This window comes from Streptomyces sp. NPDC006372, from assembly GCF_040612515.1.
In the GTDB taxonomy this organism is placed as follows: domain Bacteria; phylum Actinomycetota; class Actinomycetes; order Streptomycetales; family Streptomycetaceae; genus Streptomyces.
In genome coordinates this window covers 67630-92963 of sequence record NZ_JBEXQJ010000023.1, presented here as the reverse complement: position 1 = coordinate 92963, position 25334 = coordinate 67630, and the positions used below count along the sequence as shown (strand labels likewise).

General features: G+C 71.4%; 21 protein-coding genes. 11 read left to right on the top strand and 10 right to left on the bottom strand.

The genetic code is table 11. The features are described 5' to 3' along the window. Positions 1-53 precede the first annotated feature (53 nt). Entirely contained in the window at positions 54-971 is a 918-nt protein-coding gene (locus ABZ016_RS28555) for a DMT family transporter (protein ID WP_356919561.1), read from the bottom strand. Between ABZ016_RS28555 and ABZ016_RS28550 the strand changes: the two genes are divergently transcribed. From ABZ016_RS28550 to ABZ016_RS28540, 3 genes are all read left to right on the top strand, one after another. After that, positions 970-2406 (top strand): PLP-dependent aminotransferase family protein, encoded by a 1437-nt coding sequence (locus ABZ016_RS28550; protein WP_356919560.1) that lies wholly within the window; start codon positions 970-972, stop codon positions 2404-2406. The two genes, ABZ016_RS28555 and ABZ016_RS28550, sit on opposite strands and share 2 nt — an antisense overlap. A 41-nt stretch (positions 2407-2447) precedes the next feature. After that, positions 2448-2888, top strand: coding sequence for a GNAT family N-acetyltransferase (locus ABZ016_RS28545; RefSeq protein WP_356919559.1), 441 nt, complete (start codon positions 2448-2450; stop codon positions 2886-2888). A gap of 73 nt (positions 2889-2961) precedes the next feature. Then, positions 2962-3555: a histidine phosphatase family protein gene (locus ABZ016_RS28540; RefSeq protein ID WP_356919558.1), complete on the top strand. Its 594-nt coding sequence runs from the start codon at positions 2962-2964 to the stop codon at positions 3553-3555. Here the strand turns inward: ABZ016_RS28540 and ABZ016_RS28535 are convergent. Next, positions 3537-3977 (bottom strand): DUF6314 family protein, encoded by a 441-nt coding sequence (locus ABZ016_RS28535; protein ID WP_356919557.1) that lies wholly within the window; start codon positions 3975-3977, stop codon positions 3537-3539. The two genes, ABZ016_RS28540 and ABZ016_RS28535, sit on opposite strands and share 19 nt — an antisense overlap. 137 nt (positions 3978-4114) lie before the next feature. Here ABZ016_RS28535 and ABZ016_RS28530 point away from each other — a divergent pair, with 137 nt between their 5' ends. After that, a complete protein-coding gene (locus ABZ016_RS28530) occupies positions 4115-6601 on the top strand; it encodes an alpha-L-arabinofuranosidase C-terminal domain-containing protein (protein ID WP_356919556.1) in 2487 nt (828 codons plus the stop codon). A 73-nt stretch (positions 6602-6674) separates the two neighbouring features. Here ABZ016_RS28530 and ABZ016_RS28525 read toward each other — a convergent pair whose 3' ends face one another. Further along, positions 6675-7352, bottom strand: a complete 678-nt coding sequence (locus tag ABZ016_RS28525; protein WP_356919555.1) for a hypothetical protein — start codon at positions 7350-7352, stop codon at positions 6675-6677. 38 nt (positions 7353-7390) lie between these two features. After that, complete coding sequence (locus tag ABZ016_RS28520; RefSeq protein ID WP_356919554.1) at positions 7391-11872, bottom strand: CHAT domain-containing protein; 4482 nt, start codon at positions 11870-11872, stop codon at positions 7391-7393. Positions 11873-12044: 172 nt separating this feature from the next. On the opposite strand from ABZ016_RS28520, the gene argC reads away from it, so the two are divergent. The 5 genes from argC to ABZ016_RS28495 are packed head-to-tail and all read left to right on the top strand — an operon-like array spanning position 12045 to position 16914. Then, positions 12045-13073: an N-acetyl-gamma-glutamyl-phosphate reductase gene (gene argC, locus ABZ016_RS28515; protein ID WP_356919553.1), complete on the top strand. Its 1029-nt coding sequence runs from the start codon at positions 12045-12047 to the stop codon at positions 13071-13073. Next, positions 13070-14221, top strand: coding sequence for a bifunctional glutamate N-acetyltransferase/amino-acid acetyltransferase ArgJ (gene argJ / locus ABZ016_RS28510; RefSeq protein WP_356919552.1), 1152 nt, complete (start codon positions 13070-13072; stop codon positions 14219-14221). Before argC ends, argJ begins: the two co-directional genes overlap by 4 nt. After that, entirely contained in the window at positions 14218-15144 is a 927-nt protein-coding gene (gene argB, locus ABZ016_RS28505; RefSeq protein WP_356919551.1) for an acetylglutamate kinase, read from the top strand. Before argJ ends, argB begins: the two co-directional genes overlap by 4 nt. 20 nt (positions 15145-15164) lie before the next feature. Beyond that, the gene (locus ABZ016_RS28500) at positions 15165-16361 is read left to right on the top strand and encodes an acetylornithine transaminase (RefSeq protein ID WP_356919609.1); all 1197 of its coding nucleotides are present in this window, start codon (positions 15165-15167) and stop codon (positions 16359-16361) included. A gap of 7 nt (positions 16362-16368) precedes the next feature. Further along, on the top strand, positions 16369-16914 hold the full coding sequence (locus ABZ016_RS28495; protein WP_356919550.1) for an arginine repressor: 546 nt from the start codon (positions 16369-16371) through the stop codon (positions 16912-16914). A 139-nt stretch (positions 16915-17053) separates the two neighbouring features. On the opposite strand, the gene ABZ016_RS28490 is transcribed toward ABZ016_RS28495, so the two are convergent. The 6 genes from ABZ016_RS28490 to ABZ016_RS28465 form a co-directional block, all read right to left on the bottom strand. Then, the gene (locus ABZ016_RS28490) at positions 17054-17794 is read right to left on the bottom strand and encodes an FAD:protein FMN transferase (protein ID WP_356919608.1); all 741 of its coding nucleotides are present in this window, start codon (positions 17792-17794) and stop codon (positions 17054-17056) included. A gap of 55 nt (positions 17795-17849) precedes the next feature. Next, positions 17850-18590, bottom strand: a complete 741-nt coding sequence (locus ABZ016_RS28485) for an FMN-binding protein (protein ID WP_356919549.1) — start codon at positions 18588-18590, stop codon at positions 17850-17852. A 39-nt stretch (positions 18591-18629) separates the two neighbouring features. Further along, positions 18630-20012: a ferredoxin reductase family protein gene (locus tag ABZ016_RS28480; RefSeq protein WP_356919548.1), complete on the bottom strand. Its 1383-nt coding sequence runs from the start codon at positions 20010-20012 to the stop codon at positions 18630-18632. 133 nt (positions 20013-20145) lie between these two features. Beyond that, positions 20146-20841, bottom strand: coding sequence for a L,D-transpeptidase family protein (locus ABZ016_RS28475; RefSeq protein ID WP_356919547.1), 696 nt, complete (start codon positions 20839-20841; stop codon positions 20146-20148). Between the two features lie 3 nt (positions 20842-20844). Further along, positions 20845-21432 (bottom strand): pyridoxamine 5'-phosphate oxidase family protein, encoded by a 588-nt coding sequence (locus ABZ016_RS28470; RefSeq protein WP_356919546.1) that lies wholly within the window; start codon positions 21430-21432, stop codon positions 20845-20847. Between the two features lie 157 nt (positions 21433-21589). Next, on the bottom strand, positions 21590-22549 hold the full coding sequence (locus ABZ016_RS28465; RefSeq protein WP_356919545.1) for a hypothetical protein: 960 nt from the start codon (positions 22547-22549) through the stop codon (positions 21590-21592). A 222-nt stretch (positions 22550-22771) separates the two neighbouring features. Here ABZ016_RS28465 and argH point away from each other — a divergent pair, with 222 nt between their 5' ends. Then, entirely contained in the window at positions 22772-24205 is a 1434-nt protein-coding gene (argH, locus tag ABZ016_RS28460; protein ID WP_356919544.1) for an argininosuccinate lyase, read from the top strand. 144 nt (positions 24206-24349) lie between these two features. Further along, positions 24350-25321, top strand: coding sequence for an aldo/keto reductase (locus ABZ016_RS28455; protein WP_356919543.1), 972 nt, complete (start codon positions 24350-24352; stop codon positions 25319-25321). The last annotated feature ends 13 nt before the right edge of the window (positions 25322-25334 follow it).

Here is a 25334-nt window from a genome sequence, read left to right as displayed (position 1 = left end):
CCACGAGTCTACGGCGGGGGACGCGGGTCGGCAGGGGCCGTGCGCCGCCTCGCTCAGCCGCGCGCCCGCTGGGTGACGGCGATGCAGACCAGCACCGCCGCGGCCGTCAGTGGGGCGGCCACCGTCAGGTGCTCGCCCAGCAGCAGCACCGACCACACCAGTGTGAGGAGGGGCTGGGCGAGCTGCAACTGGCTGGCCTTCGGGATGCCGATCGCCGCCATGCCCCGGTACCAGACGACGAGACCGAGGAACTGCGAGCCCGCCGCGACCCACAGCAGCCCGATGACGCTGTGCGCGGTGAGCCGCACGGGCTCCTGCGCCAGTGCCAGTGCGGCGACGGGCACCGTCAGCGGCACGCACAGCACCAGCGCCCAGCCGATGACCTGCCAGCCCGGCATGACCCGGGCCAGCCGGCCGCCCTCGGTGTAGCCGGCCGCGCACACCAGCAACGCCGCGAAGAGGTACAGGTCGGCCGTGCTCAGGGCGCCGCCGCTCTGCTGCACGGTGAAGGCCAGCACCGCCGCAGCGCCGGCGAGCGCCGCGATCCAGAAGGTGCGCGACGGGCGGGTGCCGACCCGCAGGGCGGAGAAGACCGCGGTGGTGAGGGGCAGCAGTCCGACCACCACGGCGGCGTGCGCGGTGGTCGAGGTCTGCAGCGCCAGGGTGGTCAGCAGCGGGAAACCGAGCACGACACCGGCCCCGACGACCGCGAGCCCCGGCCAGTGGCGGCGGGCCGGCAGGGGGACCCCCACGGCGAGCAGACAGCCGCCCGCGATCACCGCGGCCAGCACACTGCGCACGGCGACCAGCGACCAGGGCCCGAATCCCTCCAGTCCCCAGGCGGTGGCGGGGAACGTGAGGGAGAAGGCGACGACGCCGAGGGCGGCCTGGAGGGTGCCGAGGCCGGGACGGTCCGGGGCAGTGGCGACTGCTATCCGTGGCGCGGCAGTAGCGCTACTCTGTGCTCTCATGCAAGAGCGTAGCAGCGTCGGTGAACTGGTGGAACAGCTGCGAGGGGAGCTCGACCGCTACTCTCCTGGTGGAAAGCTCCCGTCGAGTCGGGCCCTCGTCGAGCGGTTCCGGGTGAGCCCGGTGACCGTGTCGCGGGCACTGGCCCGGCTCGCCGCCGAAGGACTGGTGGTCACCCGGCCCGGCGCGGGCGCCTTCCGGGCACGAACCCGGACGGCACCGGCACCCGCCGGGGACACCTCCTGGCAGGAGGTCGCGCTCAGCGCCGACGGTGCCGCCGACCTCGTACCGCGCTCGGTCGACGCCTCCGGCGTGCTGGTCTCGCTGGCCGCCCCGCCGCCCGGCGTGATCGAGTTCAACGGCGGCTACCTGCACCCGTCGCTGCAGCCGGAGCGGGCGATGGCGGCCGCCCTGTCCCGCGCGGGACGCCGCCCCGGAGCATGGGGGCGCCCGCCCATGGAGGGCCTGCCGGAACTGCGCGAGTGGTTCGCGCGGGGCATCGGCGGGTCCTTCACGGCCGCCGAGGTGCTGGTCACCGCGGGCGGCCAGTCCGCGCTCACCACCGCCCTGCGCGCCCTCGCCCCGCCCGGGGCTCCCGTCCTCGTCGAGTCGCCGACCTACCCCGGCATGCTCGCCATCGCCCGTGCCGCGGGCCTGCGTCCGGTGCCCGTGCCGGTGGACGCGGACGGTGTGAGACCCGCGCTGCTCGCCGACGCGTTCCGGGCCAGCGGCGCCCCGGCCTTCGTCTGCCAGCCGCTCTTCCAGAACCCCACCGGTGCCGTGCTCGCGCCCGAGCGGCGCCACGAGGTACTGCGCATCGCCCGTGAGGCGGGCGCGTTCGTCGTCGAGGACGACTTCGTGCGGCGGCTCGTGCACGAGGACGCGGGGCCGCTGCCGCGCCCGCTGGCCGCCGACGACCCCGACGGTGTCGTCGTGCACGTCTGCTCGCTGACCAAGGCGACCTCGCCGAGCTTCCGGGTGAGCGCCCTGGCGGCGCGCGGCCCGGTCCTGGAACGGCTGCGCGCGATCCAGGTCGTCGACACCTTCTTCGTGCCCCGGCCCCTTCAGGAGGCCGCCCTCGAACTCGTCGGCTCGGCCGCCTGGCCACGCCATCTGCGGGCCGTCTCCGCGGAGTTGAAGGCGCGCCGGGACGCGATGACCGGAGCGCTCGCCCTGCACCTTCCGGAACTGCCCCTGCCGCACGTCCCGTCCGGCGGCTACCACCTGTGGCCTCGGCTGCCCGACGGCATGGACGAGTCGGGTCTGGTGGCGGCCGCCCTGCGGGCCGGCGTCGCGATCACCCCCGGCCGCCCCTACTTCAGCGCCGAGCCGCCGGCCGCGCACATCCGGCTGAGCTTCGCCGCCGTCGCCGGCGCGGGGGAGATCGCGGAGGGGGTGCGGCGGCTGCGTACGGCCTGCGACGAGGTGCTGGGATAAGCGTTCGACCCGTGGCCGGGCGGCCTGCGAGTATCCCCGTCATGACCGACACGCCGAGCCTGCCCGCGGGCTACGAACTCTCCACCGACCCCGCCCGTATCGACGCCGCGCGTGTGCACCACTGGCTGTCCACCGACGCGTACTGGGCGCTGGGCCGTACCCGCGAGAAGCAGGACCGGGCCATCGAGGGGTCGCTCAACTTCGGGGTGTTCGACTCCGCTTCGGGAGAGCAGGTGGCCTACGCCCGGGTCATCACGGACCGGGCGACCTTCGGCTGGCTGTGCGACGTGTACGTCGACCCCTCGGTGCGCGGCAAGGGCGTCGGAAGCGCGCTCGGGGGTGCCGTACGGGACGACCTGCGGCGGTACGGGGTGCGCCGGATCCTGCTCGCCACGCACGACGCGCACGGCGTCTACGAGAAGGTCGGGTTCGCGGGGCTGGAGGTCCCCGAGCACTGGATGGCGCTCGTCTTCGGCCAGTGAGGGCCGGCACACCCTGGGTAACTCCCAGGTAACACCTCTTGACCTGCGCACTTGCGGGACGCACCATCCCCGCATGCCACTGAGGGTCACGTTCGTCGCCGCCGCGCGCAGCTCCCCGCTGCTCGCCGAACGTTTCGAGGACGACCGGCCGCTGGACCAGGCCGGCTGGGGCGAGGTGGAGCGCGTCGCCCACGAGCTGCTGCCGCTCGCCGCCGCCGAGCTGCGGTACTGCTCACCGACACCCCGCAGCCGGGCGACGGGGGAGGGGCTCGGATACGCGCCACTCGTGCAACTCGGGCTGCGCGACTGTGACATGGGCCGGTGGCGGGGGCTGACCCTGGGCGAGGCGATGGCCCGGGAGCCGGAGGCCGTGGACAGCTGGCTCGCCGACCCCCGTGCCACGCCGCACGGCGGGGAGTCGCTGGTGGACTTCATCACCCGCGTCGGCGGCTGGCTCGACACCAGGCCCGTCGAGGACGGCTGCCGGCTGGTGGCGGTGGCCGAGCCGTCCGTGATCCGCGCCGCCCTGGTGTACGCGCTGAAAGCGCCGCCCTCGACGTACTGGAACATCGACGTCCGTCCGCTGTCGACGACCGCCGTGACGGGCCGCGCGGGGCGCTGGAACCTGCGCCTCGACGGGGTGTCCGCTCAGCCTTCGCGCACGTAGTCGGTACGCAGCACCAGGTCCTTGGTCGGGCCACGCACACGCCACACCGTCCGCCAGTGGTCCGCGTCGCGGACGGTGAACTCGCCGCGGTAGAGGTCCGCCGCGCAGGGGTGGTCGGCGACGTGCCGGCCGGACGTCAGGTCCAGGTCGTGGAAGGGCCGCCCGTCCGCGAACCGCACCTCGGCCGTGCCGCCGGGACACGGCAGGAACCGCAACGTCCGCTCGGCGGGCCGGGCGACGCCCTGCCAGACGAAGGTGCCGGACTCGTGGTGCAGCAGTCCGCCGTCGCGCAGTGAGCCGAAGTCGGTGCCTCCGGAGAACCGCCCTTCCTCGCCACTCGCGAGATCCCGCACCGTCCGCGTCACCCGCCAGTGTCCGGCCAGATACGCCAGCACGTCCGGCACTGGCCAGAACTCGCCCATTCCGTCCCGCTCTCCGTCCGGGCCGTTGCTGCGCGACCCATTGACGCGCTTGATCCCCCTCCCTATCTTGCCGTTCGAAGTGCTGACCAACGTCTGATATTTCGAACACTCCTCTACCAGAGAGCCGCGGAGTATCCATGCCACGCACCGCCCGCACCCGATGGAGAATCGGTCTCACGACCACCGCCCTCCTGACGGCAGCAGCCCTCGTACCGGCCCCCGCGCACGCCGAGGACGTCACCGACTACGCGATCACCGTCGACCCGTCGTCCGCCCAGGGCGCGAAGATCGACGACACGATGTACGGCGTCTTCTTCGAGGACATCAACCGGGCCGCCGACGGCGGTCTGTACGCCGAGCTCGTGCAGAACCGTTCCTTTGAGTACTCCACCGCCGACAACGGCTCCTACACGCCCCTGACCTCCTGGACGGTCGGCGGCACGGCCCAGGTCGTCGGCGACTCCGGCCGGCTCAACGAGCGCAACCGCAACTACCTCTCCCTGGGCGCCGGTTCGTCCGTCACGAACGCCGGCTACAACACCGGCATCCGGGTCGAGCAGGGCAAGCGGTACGACTTCTCCGTGTGGGCCCGCGCCGAGAGCGGCAGCACGCTCACCGTCTCGCTGAAGGACTCGGCAGGCACGCTGGCGACCGCCCGTCAGGTCGCCGTGAAGGGCGGCTGGGCCAAGTACAAGGCCACCTTCACCGCCACCCGCACCAGCAACCGCGGCCGCCTCGCCGTGGCCGCCACGAACGCCGCCGCGCTCGACATGGTGTCGCTGTTCCCGCGCGACACCTACAAGAACCAGCCGAACGGCCTGCGCAAGGACCTCGCGGAGAAGATCGCCGCCCTGAAGCCGGGCTTCGTGCGCTTCCCCGGTGGCTGCCTGGTCAACACCGGCTCCATGGAGGACTACAGCGAGGCGAGCGGCTGGCAGCGCAAGCGCAGCTACCAGTGGAAGGACACCGTGGGCCCGGTCGAGGAGCGCGCCACCAACGCGAACTTCTGGGGCTACAACCAGAGCTACGGGCTCGGCTACTACGAGTACTTCCGCCTCTCCGAGGACATCGGTGCCATGCCGCTGCCCGTCGTCCCCGCCCTGGTGACCGGCTGCGGCCAGAACAAGGCCGTCGACAACGAGGCGCTGCTCAAGCGGCACATCCAGGACACCCTGGACCTCATAGAGTTCGCCAACGGCCCGGCGACCTCCACGTGGGGCAAGGTCCGCGCACGGATGGGCCACCCCAAGCCCTTCCATCTGACCCACATCGAGGTCGGCAACGAGGAGAACCTCCCCAAGGAGTTCTTCGCCCGCTTCCAGCAGTTCCGGGCCGCCATCGAGACGAAGTACCCGGACATCACCGTCATCTCCAACTCGGGCCCGGACGACGCCGGCTCGACCTTCGACACCGCCTGGCAGCTCAACCGCGACGCCAAGGTCGACATGGTCGACGAGCACTACTACAACAGCCCGAACTGGTTCCTGCAGAACAACGACCGCTACGACTCCTACGACAGGAACGGCCCCAAGGTCTTCCTCGGTGAGTACGCCTCCCAGGGCAACGCCTGGAAGAACGGCCTCTCCGAAGCCGCCTACATGACCGGCCTGGAGCGCAACGCGGACGTCGTCAAGCTCGCCTCGTACGCCCCGCTGTTCGCCAACGAGGACTACGTCCAGTGGCGGCCGGACCTGGTCTGGTTCAACAACCGGGCCTCCTGGAACTCCGCCAACTACGAGGTCCAGAAGCTCTTCATGAACAACGTCGGCGACCGCGTGGTTCCCTCGAAGGCCACCACCACGCCGAACGTCAGCGGCCCGATCACCGGTGCCGTCGGCCTGTCCACGTGGGCGACCAGCGCCGCGTACGACGACGTCAAGGTCACCTCCGCGGACGGCTCGACCCTGCTCGGCGACGACTTCTCCGGTGACGCCTCGAAGTGGAAGCACACCGGCGCCGGCAGCTGGAGCATCCAGGACGGCCAGTACGTCCAGACCGACACCGCCGCCGAGAACACCATGGTCACGGCGGGCGACCCGGCCTGGAAGGACTACGACCTGCATGTGAAGGCCACCAAGAAGTCCGGCAAGGAGGGCTTCCTCGTCGCCTTCGGCGTCAAGGACACCGGCAACTACTACTGGTGGAACCTGGGCGGCTGGAACAACACCCAGTCCGCGATCGAGCAGGCCGTGGACGGCGGCAAGGGCACGCTGATGACGAAGGCCGGGTCGATCGAGACGGGCCGTGCCTACGACATCGACATCAAGGTCCGCGGCCGTCAGGTCACTCTCTACCTCGACGGCAAGGAGTGGGGCAGCTTCTCCGACGACAAGCCGGCCGAGCCGTTCCGCCAGGTCGTCACCGAGGACGCCAAGACCGGCGACCTGATCGTCAAGGTCGTCAACGCCCAGTCCGCCGAGGCCCGTACGGCCGTCGACCTGGGCGGCGCGAAGGTCGCCTCCACGGCTCGCGTGACCACGCTGGCCGCCGACGAGGACGCCGTGAACACCGAGACGGACACACCGGTGACACCGGTGACGTCGACCTTCCGGGGCGTGGCCGGGAAGTTCACCTACACCTTCCCGGCGAACTCCGTGACGTTCCTGCGGATCAAGCAGAGGTAGCCGTAGGACCGGGGCGCGGGCCGCTGTCCGGGAGGCGGCGGCCCGCGCTTCCGCCTTGTCCGTCAGGCGTGACTCACGCGAGCCGGACGGTCCTCTCGGTGGTGCTGGTCCGCGCGAGGAGCGGGATGAGCCGTGGCAGCCCCCGGAAGCGGACCTTGACCCGAACCGTGAAGGCGGCGTGCACCGGCGTGTCGGCCGGGGCGTCCACGAGTAGCCGCAGCTCCTTGTCGGAGTGCAGATAGTCGCCCGCCTTGGGATAGAAGTCCCAGTACGCCTTGCGGAAGCCGACGCCCGAGGCGAGGACCATCGGGTGGTAGATCGTGCGTCGCCGCCCGACCTGCGGAGTCCCGGAGAGATCGACCACCGACGCGGCGACGGAGAAGGACAGGTCGAGGCCGACCGTCGTCTCCACCTCGACCGGCAGGTCCTCGACCGCGCGCGGGGCCATGTCCGCGATGACGCAGTCGGGTGTCGGGCTGAGGTCGACCAGAAACCGGGACCAGGCGAAGGTGCACTCGGGATGGGCGTGCAGCGCGAACATCAGGGGCACGTCGTGGCCGCACCGGTCCGCCGCGTGGCCGGGAGCGGACACGCGTCTGCTGGGCGCACGGGCGATGGCCACCCGGTTCTCACGCTTGAGCAGGCGCAGCGTGGCGTCGTCGATCACTTCGGTGGCCGCGCGATCGGTCTCCTCCTCGTCCACGTCGAAGGCGAGTTCCGTGAGAGGTGTGAAAAGTGTGTCGTCCGTCATCCGTCGATCCCTCCCGCTTGCCCGTGGGCTGCCGCCGGTCAGCGCCAGTCGCCGATGAGCTGGAAGCCGGACCATCGGTCCAGCCGGTCCGGTCCGTAGGTGTCCCTGGCGTTCAGCACCGCACGGCGCAGCGAGTCGACCTTGCTGCCGCCGCTCTGGAGGCCGTCGTAGAACTGGCTCATCATGTCCTTCGTCGCCAGGTCGGGAACCTTCCAGAGGCTGACCACCATGGCATCGGCACCCGCGAAAAGCAGGGCCCGGGTGAGACCGATCAGCTCCTCGGCGGCGTCTGTCTGGGACACGCCGGTCTCGCAGGCGGACAGGGTGACGAGGGACAGCGACGGTGCCTTCAGCTTGAGGATCTCCCGAGCACTGAGCACACCGTCGGAGAGGACCAGTCCGGATGCCAGGGCGTCCGTGGGGTCGAAGCGGGCGTGCGCGGCGACATGCAGCCGGTCCGCCGTCGTCAGGGCCTGCCGTACGGCGGCCGTCGAGACGTCCGGGCCGAGCAGGGGCGTCGTCGCGAACCTCGCCGCGACGGACACGGCTTCGGCTCGTGCGCCCGGCAGGTCCCCGACCGGGTCGCCGAACACCGCGGCGGGCGTCGCGGCCGGCACAGGGGCCGCGGAGCGCAGGGCCCGCAGGAGGGAGGCGCCCGGCAGCAGGGCGAGAGGGTTCCGTTCCAGCAGGATCCGCTCTCCCGTCCGCAGCGCTCCCAGAGGAACGTGGTGCAGGGCGCCCACGGGGCAGACGATCAGGAGTTCCTCAGGGTCGCAGACCGCCGTCAGCAGGTCGGCCACCGGCGCCATCTCGTGCTGGAACAGGTCCTCGGCGTCCACCGCCAGTTCCCGCACCCGCCCGGCCGAGCCGAAGTTCATCCGGACGAACCTCGTGAGCCGTGCCATGTCGACCGGACGGGTCTCCACGACCGGGGTCGGCTGGTCCCCCCGCAACGCGATCACGCCGAGCAGCCCGTCATCGAGCCGAACCAGACTGGCCAGCACGGCCCGTCGGTCACCCTGGTCCAGGAGCGAGGTCAGGTCCGCCGGATCCGCCGGCCGGGCCTGCCGCACCTCTACGTACCCCTCGGCGGCCGGTGTCGTCCTGCGTATCTCCTCCCATACGCCGTCGAGCCCCTGGGTGAGGTCCCGGTACTCCGCCCAGAAACCGAGGTCCTGGCCCTCCTCGGCCTGCCGCAGGCAGCGCCGACGGATCAGCAGTTCCCGTTCCCGCTCCAGGAGGTCGGCAGGAACGCCGGGCGGAGGGGAGAGCTCGGCGTCGCCCAGCTCGTCGAGGAAGGCGCGGGCCCGCATGGACTCGTTGGCCAGCCAGGCCTCCTCGGCGTAGAAGCCGGATTCCCGCCCGTCGCTGCCCGCCAGACGTACCAGCACCCTTGTCAGGTCGGCGAAGGCCTCGATGCGCTGGTTCTGCACCGCGATCCGCTGACGGTCGTCCACCAGCCCGGTCCGCATCAGGTCCGCGAGCCGGGTGGCGAGGGTCAGAAAGCGGACGGCGGCCGGATCGTCCCCCGATTCCTGAAGGAAGCTGCCGAGCCGTAACAGGACCGGCCAGGCACGGTTCGGCGCGCTGATCCGATACCGCGCTCCGTCCGTCGCCGTCCAGCCGAACGCGTCATGGCCGGGATCCGGCACGCTCGCGTAGATCAGTGCTTGTTCCAGGTGACCGCGCGCGTCCCGCGCCTCGGGGGCGGCGGCCGCACCGGAGGTGCTCACCGCGTCGGCCAGTTCGGGGCGCTGCCGCAACACGTCGGCGATGTGCATGTGGTCGTACGCGAGACGATCCGCGTTGCCGGTCCGTTCGTTGAGCAGCCGGGCCCGGTCGAAGCAGGCGAGTGCCGCGCGCGCTGTGCCCAGCCGCAGGTGCCCCCGCCCCAGACCGTTCAGCGCGGTGGTCAGCATGCGCGGTACCAACGGGTCCGGATCGTCGTCCTCGGCAACGTAGAGGGCATGCCGGTACAGGCCCAGGGCCTGGTCGGTCAGGCCGCTGTCGAGGGCCGAGTCCGCAGCCGCGATGAATCCCTGGACCTCCGCCTCGGTGGTGGGCCGGGACTCATCCAGCCGCCTCGCTTCCGCCTGGTGTTTCCGTGCGGCGACGTGGTCCCCCAACTGGTGACAGACCTCGGCCAGCGAGTCGTGGACCCGGGCCCGCACGCTCGTCTGGTGGAACAACCGGTCGAACTGTGCCTCGCCTGCCAGTCCGGCACGTGCGCGGGCGTTCTTCTCCGCGGTCAGCAGTTCGAGACAGTGCTCGTAAATGGCCCGTGCCTCAGGGAGCAGCCCCTCCGACACCCGCACATCGGCCAGGGACATCAGCGCGTCCGCCAGGAGACGGTCGCGGCCCAGTTCCACAGGGCTGTCGGCAGGGCCGAAGTCTGCGGGCAACGCCTGTGCCAGCTCCACCTCCCGCCTCACCCAGAGCTTCCAGCGGGGCAGGTCGCGATCCTTGACGTGGTACTGAAAGCTGACGGCCACGGCCGTAAGACCGGCCCGTACGAGATCCTCGGGAGCGGTCGCCTCGATCCAGCGCGCGAACCGCTCGTCGTCGTCGACCACGCCGACGAAGCTGTCAGGGCCTTCCCGGTCGAGAAGGACGGAGACCAGGCGGTCGCCGTGGCCGGTACCTCCCGGCGGCACCTCGGCCGGCGGTGACGGCCAGACGGACTCCTGTCGCTCGGTGGGGTCCGGCTGCTCCTCGGTGCCGGGGGCGTCCGCCGGGCCGGGACCGGCCGGCGTGGATCCTCCGGACAGCGCCTGCCGGACAGCCGGAGCGACGGTCACGTCACCGGTGTCCGGCGGCTCCGGCCCCTCCGGCGGTTCCTGTTCCTCCAGAGCGGCGAGTGCCTGCCGGGCGCCACGGTATTCCGGCGCGAGCCGCAGCGCGTTCTCGTAGCAGGGGCGTGCCCGTCGGGCGCCGTGACCGCCGTACCGCAGCGCGTCGCCGAGGAAGCGGTAGGCCTCCGGCGTCGGTTCGATGGCCAGGGACTCCTCGAAGTAGGCCTGAGCGACGTTGTAAGCACCCCGCCGGTACCACGTGTCCCCGAGGTACGTCATGGCCTGCACGTGGTCGGGCTGCAGCTGAAGGGCGGCCTCGTACTCGGACTGGGCGTCGTCGAGGCGGCCGGCCGCGAAGTGTTCCTCGGCGGTGCGGAAGCGCTCCATGGCCTCGGCCTGTTCGGGAGTCACCCGGACCAGTCCGAGCAGGGCCAGCACCCGCTCGGCCAGTGTGGGATCGTCGCGGAACAGCGTGTCGAGCAGTTCGCCGCCGTCCGGACTGCCCGAGACGACCGCCGCCGTCATATGGGCGGAGATCTCCTCCTGCGGCAGTTCGAAGAGCTCCTCGCTGACGTGCAGCCGGCCGTCGCTGAAGGCGGCGAGCAGCGGTGGGGGCTCGTCCGGCTCCTCCACGACGCCCGGTAGTCCTCGGAACGGGTCGGAGTCCGGGTCCAGCTCCAGGATCGCCTGACGCCACCGCAGGGCGTCCTCGGTGTCGCCGTTCAGATGCGCCAGCATGCACAGGTCCACGAGAACCGGCACGTCGTTCCGTTCCGGTGGGTCGCCGAGCAGCCCGACCAGGAGTGCCCTGCCCTCAGGCCAGCGGCCCATCGAGCCGTAGACCGTGGCCAGGGTCTTCAGGTCCTTCCTGTTGTCGGGGTCCCTGGCCAGCAGTTCGGACAGCAACACCTCGGCGTCGGCCCACCGCCGCCTCCGGAACAGGGCGCGTGTCAGTTCCCGCAGACTCGGCGCCGCCGTCACGGAGTCCGGTCGGGCGGCGTCGGCGGCACGCGACATCCGCGCGGCCATCCGGGGGTTGTCGAGGGCCGACAGCGCGAAGTAGTGCAGCAGGGCAGAGCCTTCCTCGTCGGCGTTCGCCGGACCGGGCTCCTCCCCGGCGCGCCCGGCCCGTACCTCCGCGGCCCAGGAGACGACCCTCTCGTACGGCTGGAGTGTCCGACGCAAGGCGGCAGCGGCGTCGATGTCGCCGGCCGCCAGCAGTTCCAGTCGCTCGTGGGCTTCGGAGAAGTCGGCGTCGAACAGGGCGGCCTGGCTCGCGGTGGACGAGGCGAACCAGGCCAGCAGACCCAAGGTCTCCGCGCCGTCGCTGCGATATGCGAGCGCCGCTAGTTCGTAGGTCCGGCGCGCCTCGCTGGGGGACGTCAGATGCTCGTCGAGCCCGATCAGGAAGTGTGCGTGCGCCAGCGCCAGCCCGCCCCCCGGGAAGTCGGTGCCGTGTCCGTGCGCCACGATCCGTAGCAGCAACCGCCCGGTGCCGTCGAGCCGGACCGTGCCGTCCTCCTCGGCTGTGGCGGAGAGCGCCCTGGTCAGCAGGGTGATCACCGCGCTCACCACACGGTCGTCGTCGGCGGCGACCACGGCGTCACGCACCGCGCGGGGGTCGGCGGTCCTCAGACGGTCCACCCAGGCCTCGGCGCCGGCGTCCAGGGGCGCGGACGGCACCGTCACCAGTCGGGACCAGGACGACGCCAGCGTCGCTACGAACACGCTCTGCTCCCTCCGATGGCGAGCCGCAACGGCACAAAAACAGTGTGAGCTTGTCGTGCTCCCCCTGCCAGAGCCAGTGAAGTCACTCGTATGGGTGAGCCGTGGCCAATGATCAGAGATTGCATAAACGTGCAGCGAAACGTATAGTCATGCTCTCTAAGGAGGAGGTTCCATGGCGGTACGTGCGGCAGTGGCCGGAGCGAGTGGATATGCGGGCGGGGAACTGCTGCGTCTGCTCCTGGCGCACCCCGAGGTCGAGATCGGCGCCCTGACCGGCAACTCCAACGCGGGACAGCGACTGGGAGCGCTGCAGCCGCATCTGCTGCCGCTGGCCGGCCGGGTGCTCCAGGAGACGACCGCCGAGGTGCTCGCCGGGCACGACGTCGTCTTCCTCGCTCTGCCGCACGGGCAGTCCGCCGCCGTGGCCGAGCAGCTCGGACCGGACGTGCTGGTGATCGACATGGGGGCCGACTTCCGGCTCACGGACGCCGCCGCCTGGGAGAAGTTCTACAGCTCGCCGCACGCCGGAACCTGGCCCTACGGCCTTCCCGAACTGCCGGGTGCCCGCGCCGCGCTGGAGGGGTCCAAGCGCGTCGCGGTGCCCGGTTGCTACCCGACCGCCGTCTCCCTGGCCCTCTTCCCGGCGTACGCCGCGGGCCTCGCCGAGCCCGAGGCCGTGATCGTCGCCGCCTCCGGCACCTCCGGCGCGGGCAAGGCGCCCAAGCCCCATCTGCTGGGCAGCGAGGTCATGGGGTCCATGTCCCCGTACGGCGTCGGCGGCGGGCACCGGCACACGCCGGAGATCACCCAGAACCTCAGCGCGGCGGCGGGGGAGCGGGTCTCCGTCTCCTTCACGCCGACCCTCGCACCGATGCCCCGCGGGATCCTCGCCACGTGCAGCGCCACCGCGAAGGACGGCGTCACGGGCGAGTCCCTGCGCGCCGTCTACGAGAAGGCCTGCGCCGACGAACCCTTCCTGCACCTGCTGCCCGAGGGCCAGTGGCCCGCCACGGCGTCCGTCTACGGTTCGAACGCCGTTCAGGTGCAGGTCGCGTACGACGAGGCCGCCGGACGGATCATCGTGATCAGCGCCATCGACAACCTCACCAAGGGCACCGCCGGCGGTGCCGTGCAGAGCATGAACCTCGCCCTGGGACTCGACGAGACCACGGGACTGACGACGATCGGAGTCGCGCCGTGAGTGTGACGGCAGCAAAGGGATTCACGGCGGCGGGCATCGCCGCCGGGATCAAGGAGAACGGCAACCCCGACCTGGCCCTCGTGGTCAACAACGGCCCCCGTCGCGCCGCCGCCGGCGTCTTCACCTCCAACCGTGTGAAGGCCGCGCCGGTCCTGTGGTCCGAGCAGGTCATCAAGAGCGGCCAGGTGTCCGCCGTCGTCCTCAACTCCGGCGGCGCCAACGCCTGCACGGGGCCCAAGGGCTTCCAGGACACCCACGCGACGGCCGAGAAGGCCGCCGAGGTCCTCGGCCGGGGTGCCGTCGAGATCGCCGTCTGCTCGACCGGCCTGATCGGCGTCCTCCTCCCGATGGACAAGCTGCTCCCGGGCGTCGAGAAGGCCGCGGGGGCGCTGAGCGAGCACGGCGGCGAGAAGGCCGCCATCGCCATCAAGACCACCGACACCGTCCACAAGACGTCCGTCGTGACCAAGGACGGCTGGACCGTCGGCGGCATGGCCAAGGGCGCGGGCATGCTCGCCCCCGGCCTCGCCACCATGCTCGTCGTCCTCACCACCGACGCCGACCTGGACGACGACGTACTGGACAAGGCCCTGCGGGCGGCCACCCGCACCACCTTCGACCGGGTCGACTCCGACGGCTGCATGTCCACCAACGACACCGTGCTGCTGCTCGCCTCCGGCGCCGCCGGCGTCACCCCCGGCCACGAGGAGTTCGCCGAGGCCGTCCGGCAGGTCTGCGACGACCTCGGTCAGCAGCTCATCCGGGACGCCGAGGGCGCCAGCAAGGACATCAAGGTCGAGGTGATCAACGCCGCGACCGAGGACGACGCCGTCGAGGTGGGCCGCTCCATCGCCCGCAACAACCTCCTCAAGTGCGCCCTGCACGGCGAGGACCCCAACTGGGGCCGTGTGCTCTCCGCCATCGGCACCACCTCCGCCGCCTTCGAGCCCGACCGGCTGAACGTCGCCATCAACGGCGTCTGGGTCTGCAAGAACGGCGGTGTCGGCGAGGACCGCGACAAGGTCGACATGCGCTACCGCGAGGTGCACATCGTCGCCGACCTCGCCGCCGGCGCCGAGACCGCCACCATCTGGACCAACGACCTCACCGCCGACTACGTCCACGAGAACAGCGCGTACTCCTCATGAGCAGTCCGACGCGGAAGCACACCGCGCTCCCCAAGGCCCAGATCCTCATCGAGGCGCTGCCCTGGCTGGTCCGGCACAACGGCAAGACCGTCGTCATCAAGTTCGGCGGCAACGCCATGGTCGACGAGGACCTGAAGGCCGCCTTCGCCCAGGACGTGGTGTTCCTGCACCACGCCGGCCTCAAGCCGGTCGTCGTGCACGGCGGCGGCCCGCAGATCAGCGCCGCCCTCGACCAGCACGGCATCGTCAGCGAGTTCAAGGCGGGCCTCAGGGTCACCACCGAGGACGCCATGGACGTCGTACGGATGGTGCTGGCCGGTCAGGTGCAGCGCGAGCTGGTCGGGCTGCTCAACCAGCACGGGCCGCTCGCCGTCGGCCTCACCGGTGAGGACGCCCACACCATCTCCGCCACCAAGCACCAGCCCGAGATCGACGGCGAACTCGTCGACATCGGCCGGGTCGGCGAGATCACCGCGATCGACACGGGCGCGATCGAGGCCCTGCTCGCCGACGGCCGCATCCCGGTCGTCTCCTCGATCGCACGCTCCCAGGACGACGGACATGTCTACAACGTCAATGCTGATACGGCGGCTGCGGCACTCGCTGCTGCTCTGGACGCCGAAACCCTCATGGTCCTCACGGACGTCGAGGGCCTCTACGAGGACTGGCCGCACAGCGACGAGGTGATCAGCCGCCTCACCGCGACCGAGCTGGAGCGGCTGCTGCCGGACCTGTCGTCCGGCATGGTGCCGAAGATGGAGGGCTGCCTGCACGCCGTACGCAACGGGGTCACCACCGCCCGCGTCATCGACGGCCGGGTCCAGCACTCGATCCTGCTGGAGATCTTCACCGACGAGGGCATCGGCACAATGGTCGTGCCCGACGAGAAGCCCGGGGGAACGGGCGAACAGGGGGAGTCGTGAACAAGGCCGTGAACAACGTCGTGGGCAATCAGGAACTGACCGCGCGGTGGCAGGGCGCGCTGATGAACAACTACGGCACCCCGAGGCTCCCGCTCGTCCGCGGCGAGGGCACGAAGCTGTGGGACGCCGACGGCACGCAGTACCTGGACTTCGTCGGCGGCATCGCGGTCAACGCGCTCGGCCACGCCCACCCGGCGATCGTCGAGGCCGTGAGCCGGCAGATCGCCTCCCTCGGCCACGTCTCCAACCTGTTCGTCGCCGAGCCGCCGGTCGCGCTCGCCGAACGGCTGCTCCAGCTCTTCGGCCGCGACGGCAAGGTCTACTTCTGCAACTCCGGCGCCGAGGCGAACGAGGGCGCCTTCAAGATCGGCCGGCTCACCGGCCGGACCCACATGGTCGCCACCCACGGCGGCTTCCACGGCCGCACCATGGGCGCCCTCGCGCTCACCGGCCAGCCCGGCAAGCAGGAACCCTTCCTGCCACTGCCCGGCGACGTCACACACGTGCCGTACGGCGACGCGCAGGCGCTGGCCGCCGCCGTGACGGAGGAGACGGCCCTCGTCGTCATCGAGCCGGTCCAGGGCGAGAACGGGGTCGTCGTCCCGCCCGCCGGCTACCTCAAGGCCGCCCGCGCGATCACCGCCGCGACCGGGGCGCTGCTCGTCCTCGACGAGGTGCAGACCGGCGTCGGCCGCACCGGCCACTGGTTCGAGTACCAGGCCCACGAGGGCGTGCTGCCCGACGTCGTCACCCTCGCCAAGGGCCTCGGCGGCGGACTGCCGCTCGGCGCGACCATCGCCTTCGGACGCGCCGCCGAGCTGCTCCAGCCCGGCCACCACGGCACGACCTTCGGCGGCAACCCCATCGCCTGCGCCGCCGGGCTCGCCGTCCTCGACACCATCGAGAACGAGGGGCTGCTGGAGAACGTCAAGCGGCAGAGCGAGAAGCTGCGGGACGGAATCGAGGGCCTCGGCCACCGGTTGATCGATTTCGTCCGGGGTGCGGGTCTCCTCCTGGGTATCGTGCTCACCGAGCCGCTCGCGCCCCAGGTGCAGCAGGCGGCTCAGGACGCCGGTCTCCTGGTGAACGCGCCCGCCCCCGATGTCGTACGGCTCATGCCGCCGCTGAACATCGCCGATGCCGAGGTGGACGCGTTCCTCCGGGCGCTGCCCGGCGTCCTCGACGCAGCGTACGGGGACGGACGATCCGGGGAATGAGACGACGATGAGCCAGGCGCAGGACCACGAGCAGCCGGGGGCCAACGGGCCCGCCGTGCCGCAGACCCGCACCGCACGCCACCGCCGGATCGTGGACATCCTCAACCGGCAGCCGGTGCGGTCGCAGAGCCAGCTGGCGAAGCTGCTCGCCGACGACGGGCTGAGCGTCACGCAGGCGACGCTCTCCCGGGACCTGGACGAGCTGAACGCGGTGAAGATCCGCAACGCCGACGGCGACCTGATCTACGCGGTGCCGAGCGAGGGCGGTTTCCGCACGCCGCGCGCGCCGCTGGGCGGGTCGGCGAAGGAGGAGCGGATGCGGCGGTTGTCGCAGGAGCTGCTGATCTCCGCGGAGGCTTCGGCGAACCTCGTGGTCCTGCGAACCCCTCCGGGGGCGGCGCAGTTCCTGGCCTCGGCGATCGACCAGGCCGAGTTGCACGACATCCTGGGGACGATCGCCGGGGACGACACGTTGATGCTGATCAGCCGGGAGCCCGATGGAGGGCAGGCGCTGGCCGACCATTTGCTGAGCTTGGCGCAGAACGGGCACTGAGCGCCGTAGGGCTGCTCGGCCGTGGGTGTGTGCGGGTGGACAGTGGCTGTTCGCGCAGTTCCCCGCGCCCCCAAGAAGGCCGAGCTGTAGCGGCACCCCGCTCCGCCGGGTTGCGGACCCGCCCGCCCCCAACCCCCACTCACCCCAGCCGCGCCGCCAACCCCCCGGTACAACGCACCTCGTCACCGCCCGTGATGAGTAAAGCCTCGACCCCCGGCAGCGACTCCAGCCACGCCAACCCCTCCCGCGACCCCATCGCGAACGCCGCCGTGGCCCAGCAGTCCACCCACGTCAGCCGAGCCCCGACCACCGTGACGGCGACCAGGTCGGTCACCGCCGTCCGCCCCGTACGCGGGTCGACGATGTGCGCCCCCCGCTCGGCGGTCCCGGACGTGGCCACGGACAGTTCGTCCACACCGGCCGCGGAGACGACCGCCGCGAGACCACCCGGCCGCAGCGGATCCGACACCCCCACCCGCCAGGGCCGCTGCGCCCCCGGCGATCCCAGCAACTGCACGTCCCCGCCGCCGTTGACGTTCACCCCGCACACCCCGGGCACCGCCGCCAGCCGCCGCGCCGCCCGCTCCACCGCCCAGCCCTTGACGATGCCGGTCGGATCGAGACGGCCCTGGTACGACGTGCTGAACCAGCCGTCGCTCAGCCGTTCCGCCTCGGCGGCCAGTTCCAGCACCTCGGCGACCTCGGGATCGCATTCCCCGACGGTCAGTTCACCGCGCTGGAGCCGGGAGACCTGGCTGTCCTCGCGGTACGTGCTGAACACCTCGTCGACCCGGTGCAGCCCGGCGACGACCTCGTCCAGCGCCGCGCGTACGGCGGCCGGTTCCCCGCCGCGGACGTCGAGGGAGAAGACGGTCCCCATCGTCTCCTCCACATGACGCACCGCGGCGGGAGCCTGTGCGGAGTCGGCCACGGTGTCAGCCACCGGCCTGGTCCAGTGCGGACTGGAGGGACTGCTTGTAGCCCGCGCTGGTGTAGGTCGCCCCCGACACCGCGTCGATCTGCGCGTTGCCCGTCGCCACCGCCGCCTGGTTGAGGCGGGGGACGGAGGAGGAGGTGATCTGGTCGCTGCGGCCGCCCTTGGGTGCCTGGACGGCTTCGGCCTTGGTGATCTTTCCGCCGGCGACGGTGACGCGGACCTGGACCGGACCGTACTGCGTCTGCGCCACATCGCCGGTGAGCGTCTGGGCGTTGCCCGAGCCCTGCGAGGCGCCGGCCGACGCCTTGGCCTTGTCCAGTGCGGACTGGAGGGACTTCTTGTAGCCGGCGCTGGTGTACGTCGCCCCGGAGACGGCGTCGATGTCCGCGCTCTGTGCGGCGACCACCGCCTGGTTGAGGCGGGGCACCGAGTTGGCGGTGATCTGGTCGCTGCGGCCGCCCTTGGGGGCCTGGACCGCCTCGGCCTGGGTGATCTTGCCGCCGCTCATGGTCAGGCGCACCTGCACCGGACCGTACTGCGTCTGCTGCGCGTCACCGGTGACCGCGCCGTTCACTCCGCCCTGCGGGGCCTGCCCCGCGGCGGCGGGCGGGAGCTGGCCGCCCGCCGCCTGGGCGCTGCCCGGGTCGGAGGCCGGCTTCATGGACAGCAGCAGCACGATTCCGGAGACGGTGGCCGCGCCGGCGAGCACGGCACGCCGCACGGGGTGACTCTTCTTCATGGTTCTCAAGCTCCTGAAGGGCCGTTGATGTCCCGTCGCTCACATCTCGAACGACTCGTGATGGATGCGGCGGGCGGGGACTCCCGCGCCGCGCAGTGCCTCGTACACCGACTGCGCGAAGCCGGGCGGCCCGCACATGAAGACGTCGTGCTGGTCGATGTCCGGGATCTTCCGCTGGAGGGACTCCGCGGAGATGTCCGGGCGTTCCCCCTCCGGGCTGTTGACCGCGTACATCAGCCGGGCGCCGCGCTCGTCGGCGATCTTGGCGAGTTCGCCCCACAGCGCCAGGTCCTGGGTGGTGTTGGCCCGGTAGAGAAGGGTGATGTCACCGGTGGCGCCCGGCAGCGTCTCGAACAGGGCCCGCATCGGCGTGATCCCGACACCGCCCGCGACCAGCAGCACCTTGCCGCGGCTGCGGCGCTGTGCGGTCATGGCGCCGTACGGACCCTCGGCCCACACCTTGGTACCGGGTTCGAGCTCACGCAGCCGGGAGGTGTGGTCACCGATCGCCTTGACCGTGATCCGCAGCATGTCCGGGCGGGGCGCCGCCGACAGCGAGTACGGGTGGGAGCTGAAGCGCATGCCCGGTGCCTTGAACCGCCAGCGGAAGAAGTGCCCGGCCTCCGCGCCCATCCGGTGCAGCTTGCGCCCGCCGATCAGCACGGACACGATCCCCGGGGTCTCCTCGATGACCGCCTCGACCCGCATGCGGTGCCGCAGGTTCAGCCGGATCGGGGTGAGGATCCGGTACCAGAGCACCAGCGCTGTCACCACGCCGTACAGCCCGTACCAGAAGGTCTTCGCGGCGGGCTCGACAGCGAACTCGTTGCCGGTGGTGATCTGGTGCCAGAACGTCATGTACACCGACGCGTAGGTGAGCAGGTGCACGTGGTACCAGGTGTCGTACCCGATCAGCCGGCGCACCCCGCCGATCGAGAGGATCCCGATGAGGAACAGCAGGCCCGTGCCGATGGCGGCCTTGCCCATGTCCGGCAGCTGGTTGATGGAGTCGATCGTCTGCTGGACGACGTCCCCGAGCCCCTTGCCCGCCTGGAGCGCGTAGCCCCACATGGTGAGGAAGACGTGGGCCAGCACCAGACAGAGCGTGTAGCGGCCGGTCATGGCGTGCCAGCGCGCGACCCGGTCGGTGCCCACCCGCCGCTCCAGCGCGGGCACCCGGGCCATCTGGAGCACCACCAGCGCCATGAGGTAGCCGGCGAGGAGGCCCGTGATCCGGCCCGCGGCCAGGATCTTGCTCGTGTTGTCGGCGAGGGACGGTGTGTTGTCCCACCACAGCCACAGTACGGCCGCCGCGCCCGCCCACAGGGCGATCAGCAGCGGGACGGCCGGGGAGCGGCGCGGGCGGATGCGGCGCATCGTCTGGCGGCGGGCGGCACGTCCGCCTGCGAGCGTGGTGGTCACGGTTCCTCCGTGGGGACTTGACCCTTGGCCCACACATACGTGCCGGGACACGGGAGTGTTCAGTCGTGTGCCGAGTCGTGTGCGGACAGGAGTGACCGGAGGTAACACGCCTGCGTTCCGGGCGGGGACGGTCCTAGTACCGGGTGACGGCCGTGATCCCGCGGGTCGTGCCGACCGCGATGTGGGGATGCTTCGCCGGGTCGGCCCAGGCCAGGATCCGCCGCATCGCGTCCTTCGGCACGGACACGCAACCGGCTGTCGCACCGCGCCCGTTGACGTGCAGGAAGATGCCCGCCCCGCGCCCCCGCACCGGGCGCTCGTAGTTGAAGCCGACGACGAGGGCGTGCGCGTACCGCTCCCCGTAGCCGATCAGGTGCTCGGACTCGGCGGCCCGGCAGTCGGCCGCGAGGGGCTCGGTCCAGCGGTTGTAGGAACGGGAGCCGATGTCCTGGCACCACCAGGAGTCCCGGCCCACCCGGCGGTACGTGAACGCCGTCCCGCGCGGCGCCGCCTGGATGCCGAAGGCGTACGGAAGGCCGTACAGGCCCGTGGGCGTCGTGTCGGTGCCCTGTTCGCGGGAGGTGCCCCGGACGAGTCCCTTCGCCCCGAAGCGGGCGGGCGCGGATCCTGCCTTCACCCACCGCCCGCCCCTGCGGTCCCACCAGGTGACGGTGCCTCTCGTCGAGGCCTTCTTCGGGGCCACCGCGGTGATGAGCTGGGTACCGCCGCCGGTGTCCGCCATCCGGGCCGGCAGCGGCGCGGGGGCCGGCGGCCCGGCGCCGAGCACGACGAGGGAGGAGAAGGCGAGGGCGACGGCACCGGGGCGCATGCCTCAGACCGTAGAGGGCGGCAGCGGCAACGGCAGCCCGGGGAGTCCGTCCAGGCTGGTCGCGACGTGCTCCTTCTTGGTGAAGTAGGCGCTGAGCGAGGCGTCGTCCTCGCGGGCGAAGCGCTTGCCGTGCAGATCGCGGTCCGCCTCGTACGCCATGTAGGGCACCGCGTAGCCGCAGGTGTCGCGGACGAGTTCGGCGGTGACGACGATGACGGCGCGCAGGCCGTGCTGCGTCGGGTCGATGTCGGGGAAGTGGGCGAGCAGTTCCGCGAAACGGGCGTCGTCGCGGAAGACCGGCTCGCCGCGGCCGTGCACGCGGACGATGTTCGGCGGGCCCTGGAAAGCGCACCACATCAGGGTGATCCGCCCGTTCTCCCGCAGGTGGGCGATGGTCTCGGCGTTGGAGCCGGCGAAGTCGAGGTAGGCGACCGTGTGCTCGTCGAGCACGGCGAAGGAGCCCTTGAGGCCCTTGGGGGAGAGGTTGACCGTGCCGTCGGCGGACAGCGGAGCGGTGGCGGTGAAGAAGACCGGCTGCGCCTCGATGAACGAGCGGAGCCGGCCCTCTATGCCCTCATAAGTCTTTCCCATGTCACATGATTATGTGCCCAGGTCCTTCGACTGTCTAAGGGATTGCGGGTTCCGGTGTGAGCGCGGGATCCGGTCACCTCTGCCGGATCCCGCGCAGGTCCCTGTCCGTGGCCGCCCCGGCCGGCGCTCACACGGGGCGGCCACAGCGCCTGTCACCTCACTTGTTGAGCGTGCAGGCAGCCAGGGAGTCCAGGCCGGCCGGCTTCTCGGCCGTGCGGCCGATGGCCGTGGCGATGCGGTTGACGGTGGAGGTCCGCTTGTCCTCCAGCGGGCCGAGGATGGCGTTCTGGACGAAGTTGGGGCCGCCCTGGCCGACGGTGTCGACCAGGCGCTTGTTTGCCTCCGCGATCTGCGTGTCCAGCAGCGCCAGGTTGCGGTCGACCTCGGCCTGGGCGGAGGCCGGAACGGCAGGCAGCTGGGAGGCGACGTCCGGGCAGGTGATCGTGCCGGCCGCGGCGTTCCCCGCCTCGCCCGCACCCGCGCCGCCCTGTTCGGCGCCCGCACCCGCACCGGCACCGGCTCCCTCCTCGGCATCGGCTCCGGCCTCGGCGCCGGCTTCGGCTCCGGCCTCGGCACCCGCACCCGCCTCGGCTCCGGCCTCTGCGCCCGCGCCCGCCTCCGCACCGGCGCCCGCCTCACCACCGGCCGCCTCGCCCGCCCCGGCCCCGCCGTCGGCGTTGAGCTGGCAGGCGGCGAAGGCCTCGAGGCCCTCCGGCTTCGCGGCGGCCCGTCCGATGGCGGTCTCGATGCGGTTCAGTGCCGCGGTCCGCTTGTCCTCCAGCGGGCCGAGGATGGCGTTCTGGACGAAGTTGGGGCCGCCCTGGCCGACGGTGTCGACGAGACGCTTGTTGGCCTCCGCGATCTGCTTGTTCAGTTCCGCCAGGTTGCGGTCGACCTCCGCCTGCGCCGAGGCCGGGACCGCCGGCAGCTGGCCGGTGACGTCCGGGCACGTGATGGTGCCGGGACCGGCCAGCGTCCGGGCGTTCGTCGCACCGCTCCCGGACGACTCCCCGGCGAGGGCGAAGCCGGCGATGACCGTGCCGGACAGCGCCACCGCGGCGGCGCCGCCGATGAACGTGACGCGACGCTTGTTGTACTTCGGAAGAGCCCTGGACATGGGGGTGCCTCACTCGGGGTCGGTGGGTCGTGAGTGTTCAACGCGGCGCCTGCGTTCGGCGAGAGATACGGGTAAGCGGTTTCCCGTGTTCAAAGGATCTTCAAATTCTTCTCGGCATGGCCGGAATCAGGGTCCCGGACCGAAGTCGATTGACGAATCATGCAGAGCTCTGCATAATCATGCATGTCAGTGATCGCAGTATGAGGCCTAGGAGCAACGCAAGTGAGCAGCAACAGCGGTGACGTCCGGCTCTGGGGCGGCCGTTTCGCCGACGGTCCCGCCGAGGCCCTGGCCAAGCTGTCCGCGTCCGTCCACTTCGACTGGCGGCTCGCGCCGTACGACATCGCGGGTTCGCGTGCGCACGCGCGCGTGCTGCACAAGGCGGGTCTGCTCACCGAGGACGAGCTGACCCGGATGATCGCGGGGCTCGACCGGCTCGAGGCGGACGTAGCCGACGGCTCCTTCGTCGGCACCATCGCCGACGAGGACGTGCACACCGCCCTGGAGCGCGGCCTGCTGGAGCGGCTCGGCCCCGATCTCGGCGGCAAGCTGCGCGCGGGCCGCTCCCGCAACGACCAGGTGGCGACGCTCTTCCGCATGTACCTGCGCGACCACGCCCGGATCGTCGGCGGCCTGATCGCCGAGCTCCAGGACGCGCTGATCGGCCTGGCCGAGGCCCACCCCGACGTGGCGATGCCCGGTCGCACGCACCTCCAGCACGCGCAGCCCGTCCTCTTCGCTCACCACGTCCTGGCCCACGTCCAGTCCCTCTCCCGGGACGCGGAACGGCTCCGGCAGTGGGACGCGCGCACGGCGGTGTCGCCGTACGGCTCGGGGGCCCTGGCGGGTTCCTCCCTCGGCCTGGACCCGGAGGCGGTGGCCCAGGACCTCGGCTTCGAACACGGCTCGGCGGGCAACTCCATCGACGGCACGGCATCCCGTGACTTCGTCGCCGAGTTCGCCTTCATCACCGCCATGATCGGCGTCAACCTTTCCCGGATCGCCGAGGAGGTCATCATCTGGAACACGAAGGAGTTCTCCTTCGTGACCCTGCACGACGCGTTCTCGACGGGCTCGTCGATCATGCCGCAGAAGAAGAACCCGGACATCGCGGAGCTGGCCCGTGGCAAGTCCGGCCGCCTGATCGGCAACCTGACGGGTCTGCTCGCCACCCTGAAGGCGCTGCCCCTCGCCTACAACCGCGACCTCCAGGAGGACAAGGAGCCGGTCTTCGACTCCATCGACCAGCTGGAGATCCTGCTGCCGGCCTTCACCGGCATGATGGCCACCCTCACCGTCCACCGCGACCGCATGGAGGAACTGGCCCCGGCCGGCTTCTCCCTCGCCACGGACATCGCCGAGTGGCTGGTCAAGCAGGGCGTCCCCTTCCGTATCGCCCACGAGGTCGCCGGCGAGTGCGTGAAGGTCGCCGAGTCCGAGGGCAAGGAACTGGACGAGCTGACGGACGAGCAGTTCGCGAAGATCTCCTCCCACCTCACCCCCGAGGTGCGGACGGTGCTGAACGTCCCCGGCGCCCTGGCCTCCCGGGGCGGCAGGGGCGGCACGGCCCCGAGCGCCGTCGCCGTCCAGCTGGCGGAGGTGAAGGCCGACGTGGCGGCCCAGCACGAGTGGGCGGTGGCCAAGAAGCAGGCCTGAGGGATTCGCCCCCAGGGGCGCGGGGAACTGCGCGAACAAGCGCAGACGACCCGCACTCGCCGAAACACCGCACCGGTCGAGCTCAAAGGCGAAGGTCATCGCGGGTTACGTTGGTCGTCAGCCGCCGACCGAACGGAGCCAGCGATGCCCTTCGCCCGTCTCGCGAACGCCACAACCCCCACCTGCCACATCGGCCTTGGTCTCGCCGCCGTGGGACGCCCCGGCTACATCAACCTCGGCCGAGACCAGGACCTCGGAGACGACCGCAGCGTCGAAACGCTGCGCACCCGCACCCACGAACTCCTCGACGCCGCCTACGCCCAAGGCGTCCGCTACTTCGACGCGGCCCGCTCCTACGGCCGCTCGGAGGAGTTCCTCGCCGACTGGCTGGGGAGCAAGCCCGGCCTCGACGACATCGTCGTCGGCAGCAAGTGGGGCTACACCTACACCGCCGACTGGTCCACCGACGCCGACACGCACGAGGTCAAGGACCACACCCTCGCCACCTACGAACGGCAGCGCGCCGAGAGCGACGCCCTGCTCGGCGACCGGCTCGACCTCTACCAGATCCACTCCGTGACCCCGGACAGCCCGGCCCTCACCGACAAGGAGCTGCACGCGAAGCTCGCGGAAGCCGCCGCCCAGGGCCTCACCGTCGGCTTCTCCACCAGCGGCCCCGCCCAGGCGGACGCGATCCGTGCCGCCCTGGCCGTGACGGTCGACGGCGAGCCCCTCTTCCGTACGGTGCAGTCCACGTACAACGCACTGGAGACCTCCGCCGCGCCCGCCCTCGCCGAGGCCCACGACGCCGGCCTCACCGTGATCGTCAAGGAGGGCATGGCCAACGGCCGACTCGCCGGGCCGCACGCGCCGGACGTCGTCAAGGAGGTCGCCGAGCAGGCCGGACTGGGCTGTGACGCCGTCGCCCTGGCCGTGATCCTGCGGCAGCCCTGGGTCGGCGTCGTCCTCTCCGGCGCCGCCACGACCAACCAGCTCGCCTCGAACCTGCACGCCGCGGTCGTCGACCTCGACGACGACCAGCTGTCCCGCCTCGCCACGCTGGCCGAGGAACCGCAGGCGTACTGGGAGCATCGCGGGCAGCTCCCCTGGCACTGATCACCCACCTTTC

Coding starts and splice junctions, on each gene's coding strand:
- ABZ016_RS28550 (WP_356919560.1), top strand. CDS start 970: ATGCAAGAGCGTAGCAGCGTCGGTGAACTGGTGGAACAGCTGCGAGGG.
- ABZ016_RS28555 (WP_356919561.1), bottom strand. CDS start 971: ATGAGAGCACAGAGTAGCGCTACTGCCGCGCCACGGATAGCAGTCGCC.
- ABZ016_RS28545 (WP_356919559.1), top strand. CDS start 2,448: ATGACCGACACGCCGAGCCTGCCCGCGGGCTACGAACTCTCCACCGAC.
- ABZ016_RS28540 (WP_356919558.1), top strand. CDS start 2,962: ATGCCACTGAGGGTCACGTTCGTCGCCGCCGCGCGCAGCTCCCCGCTG.
- ABZ016_RS28535 (WP_356919557.1), bottom strand. CDS start 3,977: ATGGGCGAGTTCTGGCCAGTGCCGGACGTGCTGGCGTATCTGGCCGGA.
- ABZ016_RS28530 (WP_356919556.1), top strand. CDS start 4,115: ATGCCACGCACCGCCCGCACCCGATGGAGAATCGGTCTCACGACCACC.
- ABZ016_RS28525 (WP_356919555.1), bottom strand. CDS start 7,352: ATGACGGACGACACACTTTTCACACCTCTCACGGAACTCGCCTTCGAC.
- argC (WP_356919553.1), top strand. CDS start 12,045: ATGGCGGTACGTGCGGCAGTGGCCGGAGCGAGTGGATATGCGGGCGGG.
- argB (WP_356919551.1), top strand. CDS start 14,218: ATGAGCAGTCCGACGCGGAAGCACACCGCGCTCCCCAAGGCCCAGATC.
- ABZ016_RS28495 (WP_356919550.1), top strand. CDS start 16,369: ATGAGCCAGGCGCAGGACCACGAGCAGCCGGGGGCCAACGGGCCCGCC.
- ABZ016_RS28490 (WP_356919608.1), bottom strand. CDS start 17,794: ATGGGGACCGTCTTCTCCCTCGACGTCCGCGGCGGGGAACCGGCCGCC.
- ABZ016_RS28485 (WP_356919549.1), bottom strand. CDS start 18,590: ATGAAGAAGAGTCACCCCGTGCGGCGTGCCGTGCTCGCCGGCGCGGCC.
- ABZ016_RS28475 (WP_356919547.1), bottom strand. CDS start 20,841: ATGCGCCCCGGTGCCGTCGCCCTCGCCTTCTCCTCCCTCGTCGTGCTC.
- ABZ016_RS28470 (WP_356919546.1), bottom strand. CDS start 21,432: ATGGGAAAGACTTATGAGGGCATAGAGGGCCGGCTCCGCTCGTTCATC.
- ABZ016_RS28465 (WP_356919545.1), bottom strand. CDS start 22,549: ATGTCCAGGGCTCTTCCGAAGTACAACAAGCGTCGCGTCACGTTCATC.
- ABZ016_RS28455 (WP_356919543.1), top strand. CDS start 24,350: ATGCCCTTCGCCCGTCTCGCGAACGCCACAACCCCCACCTGCCACATC.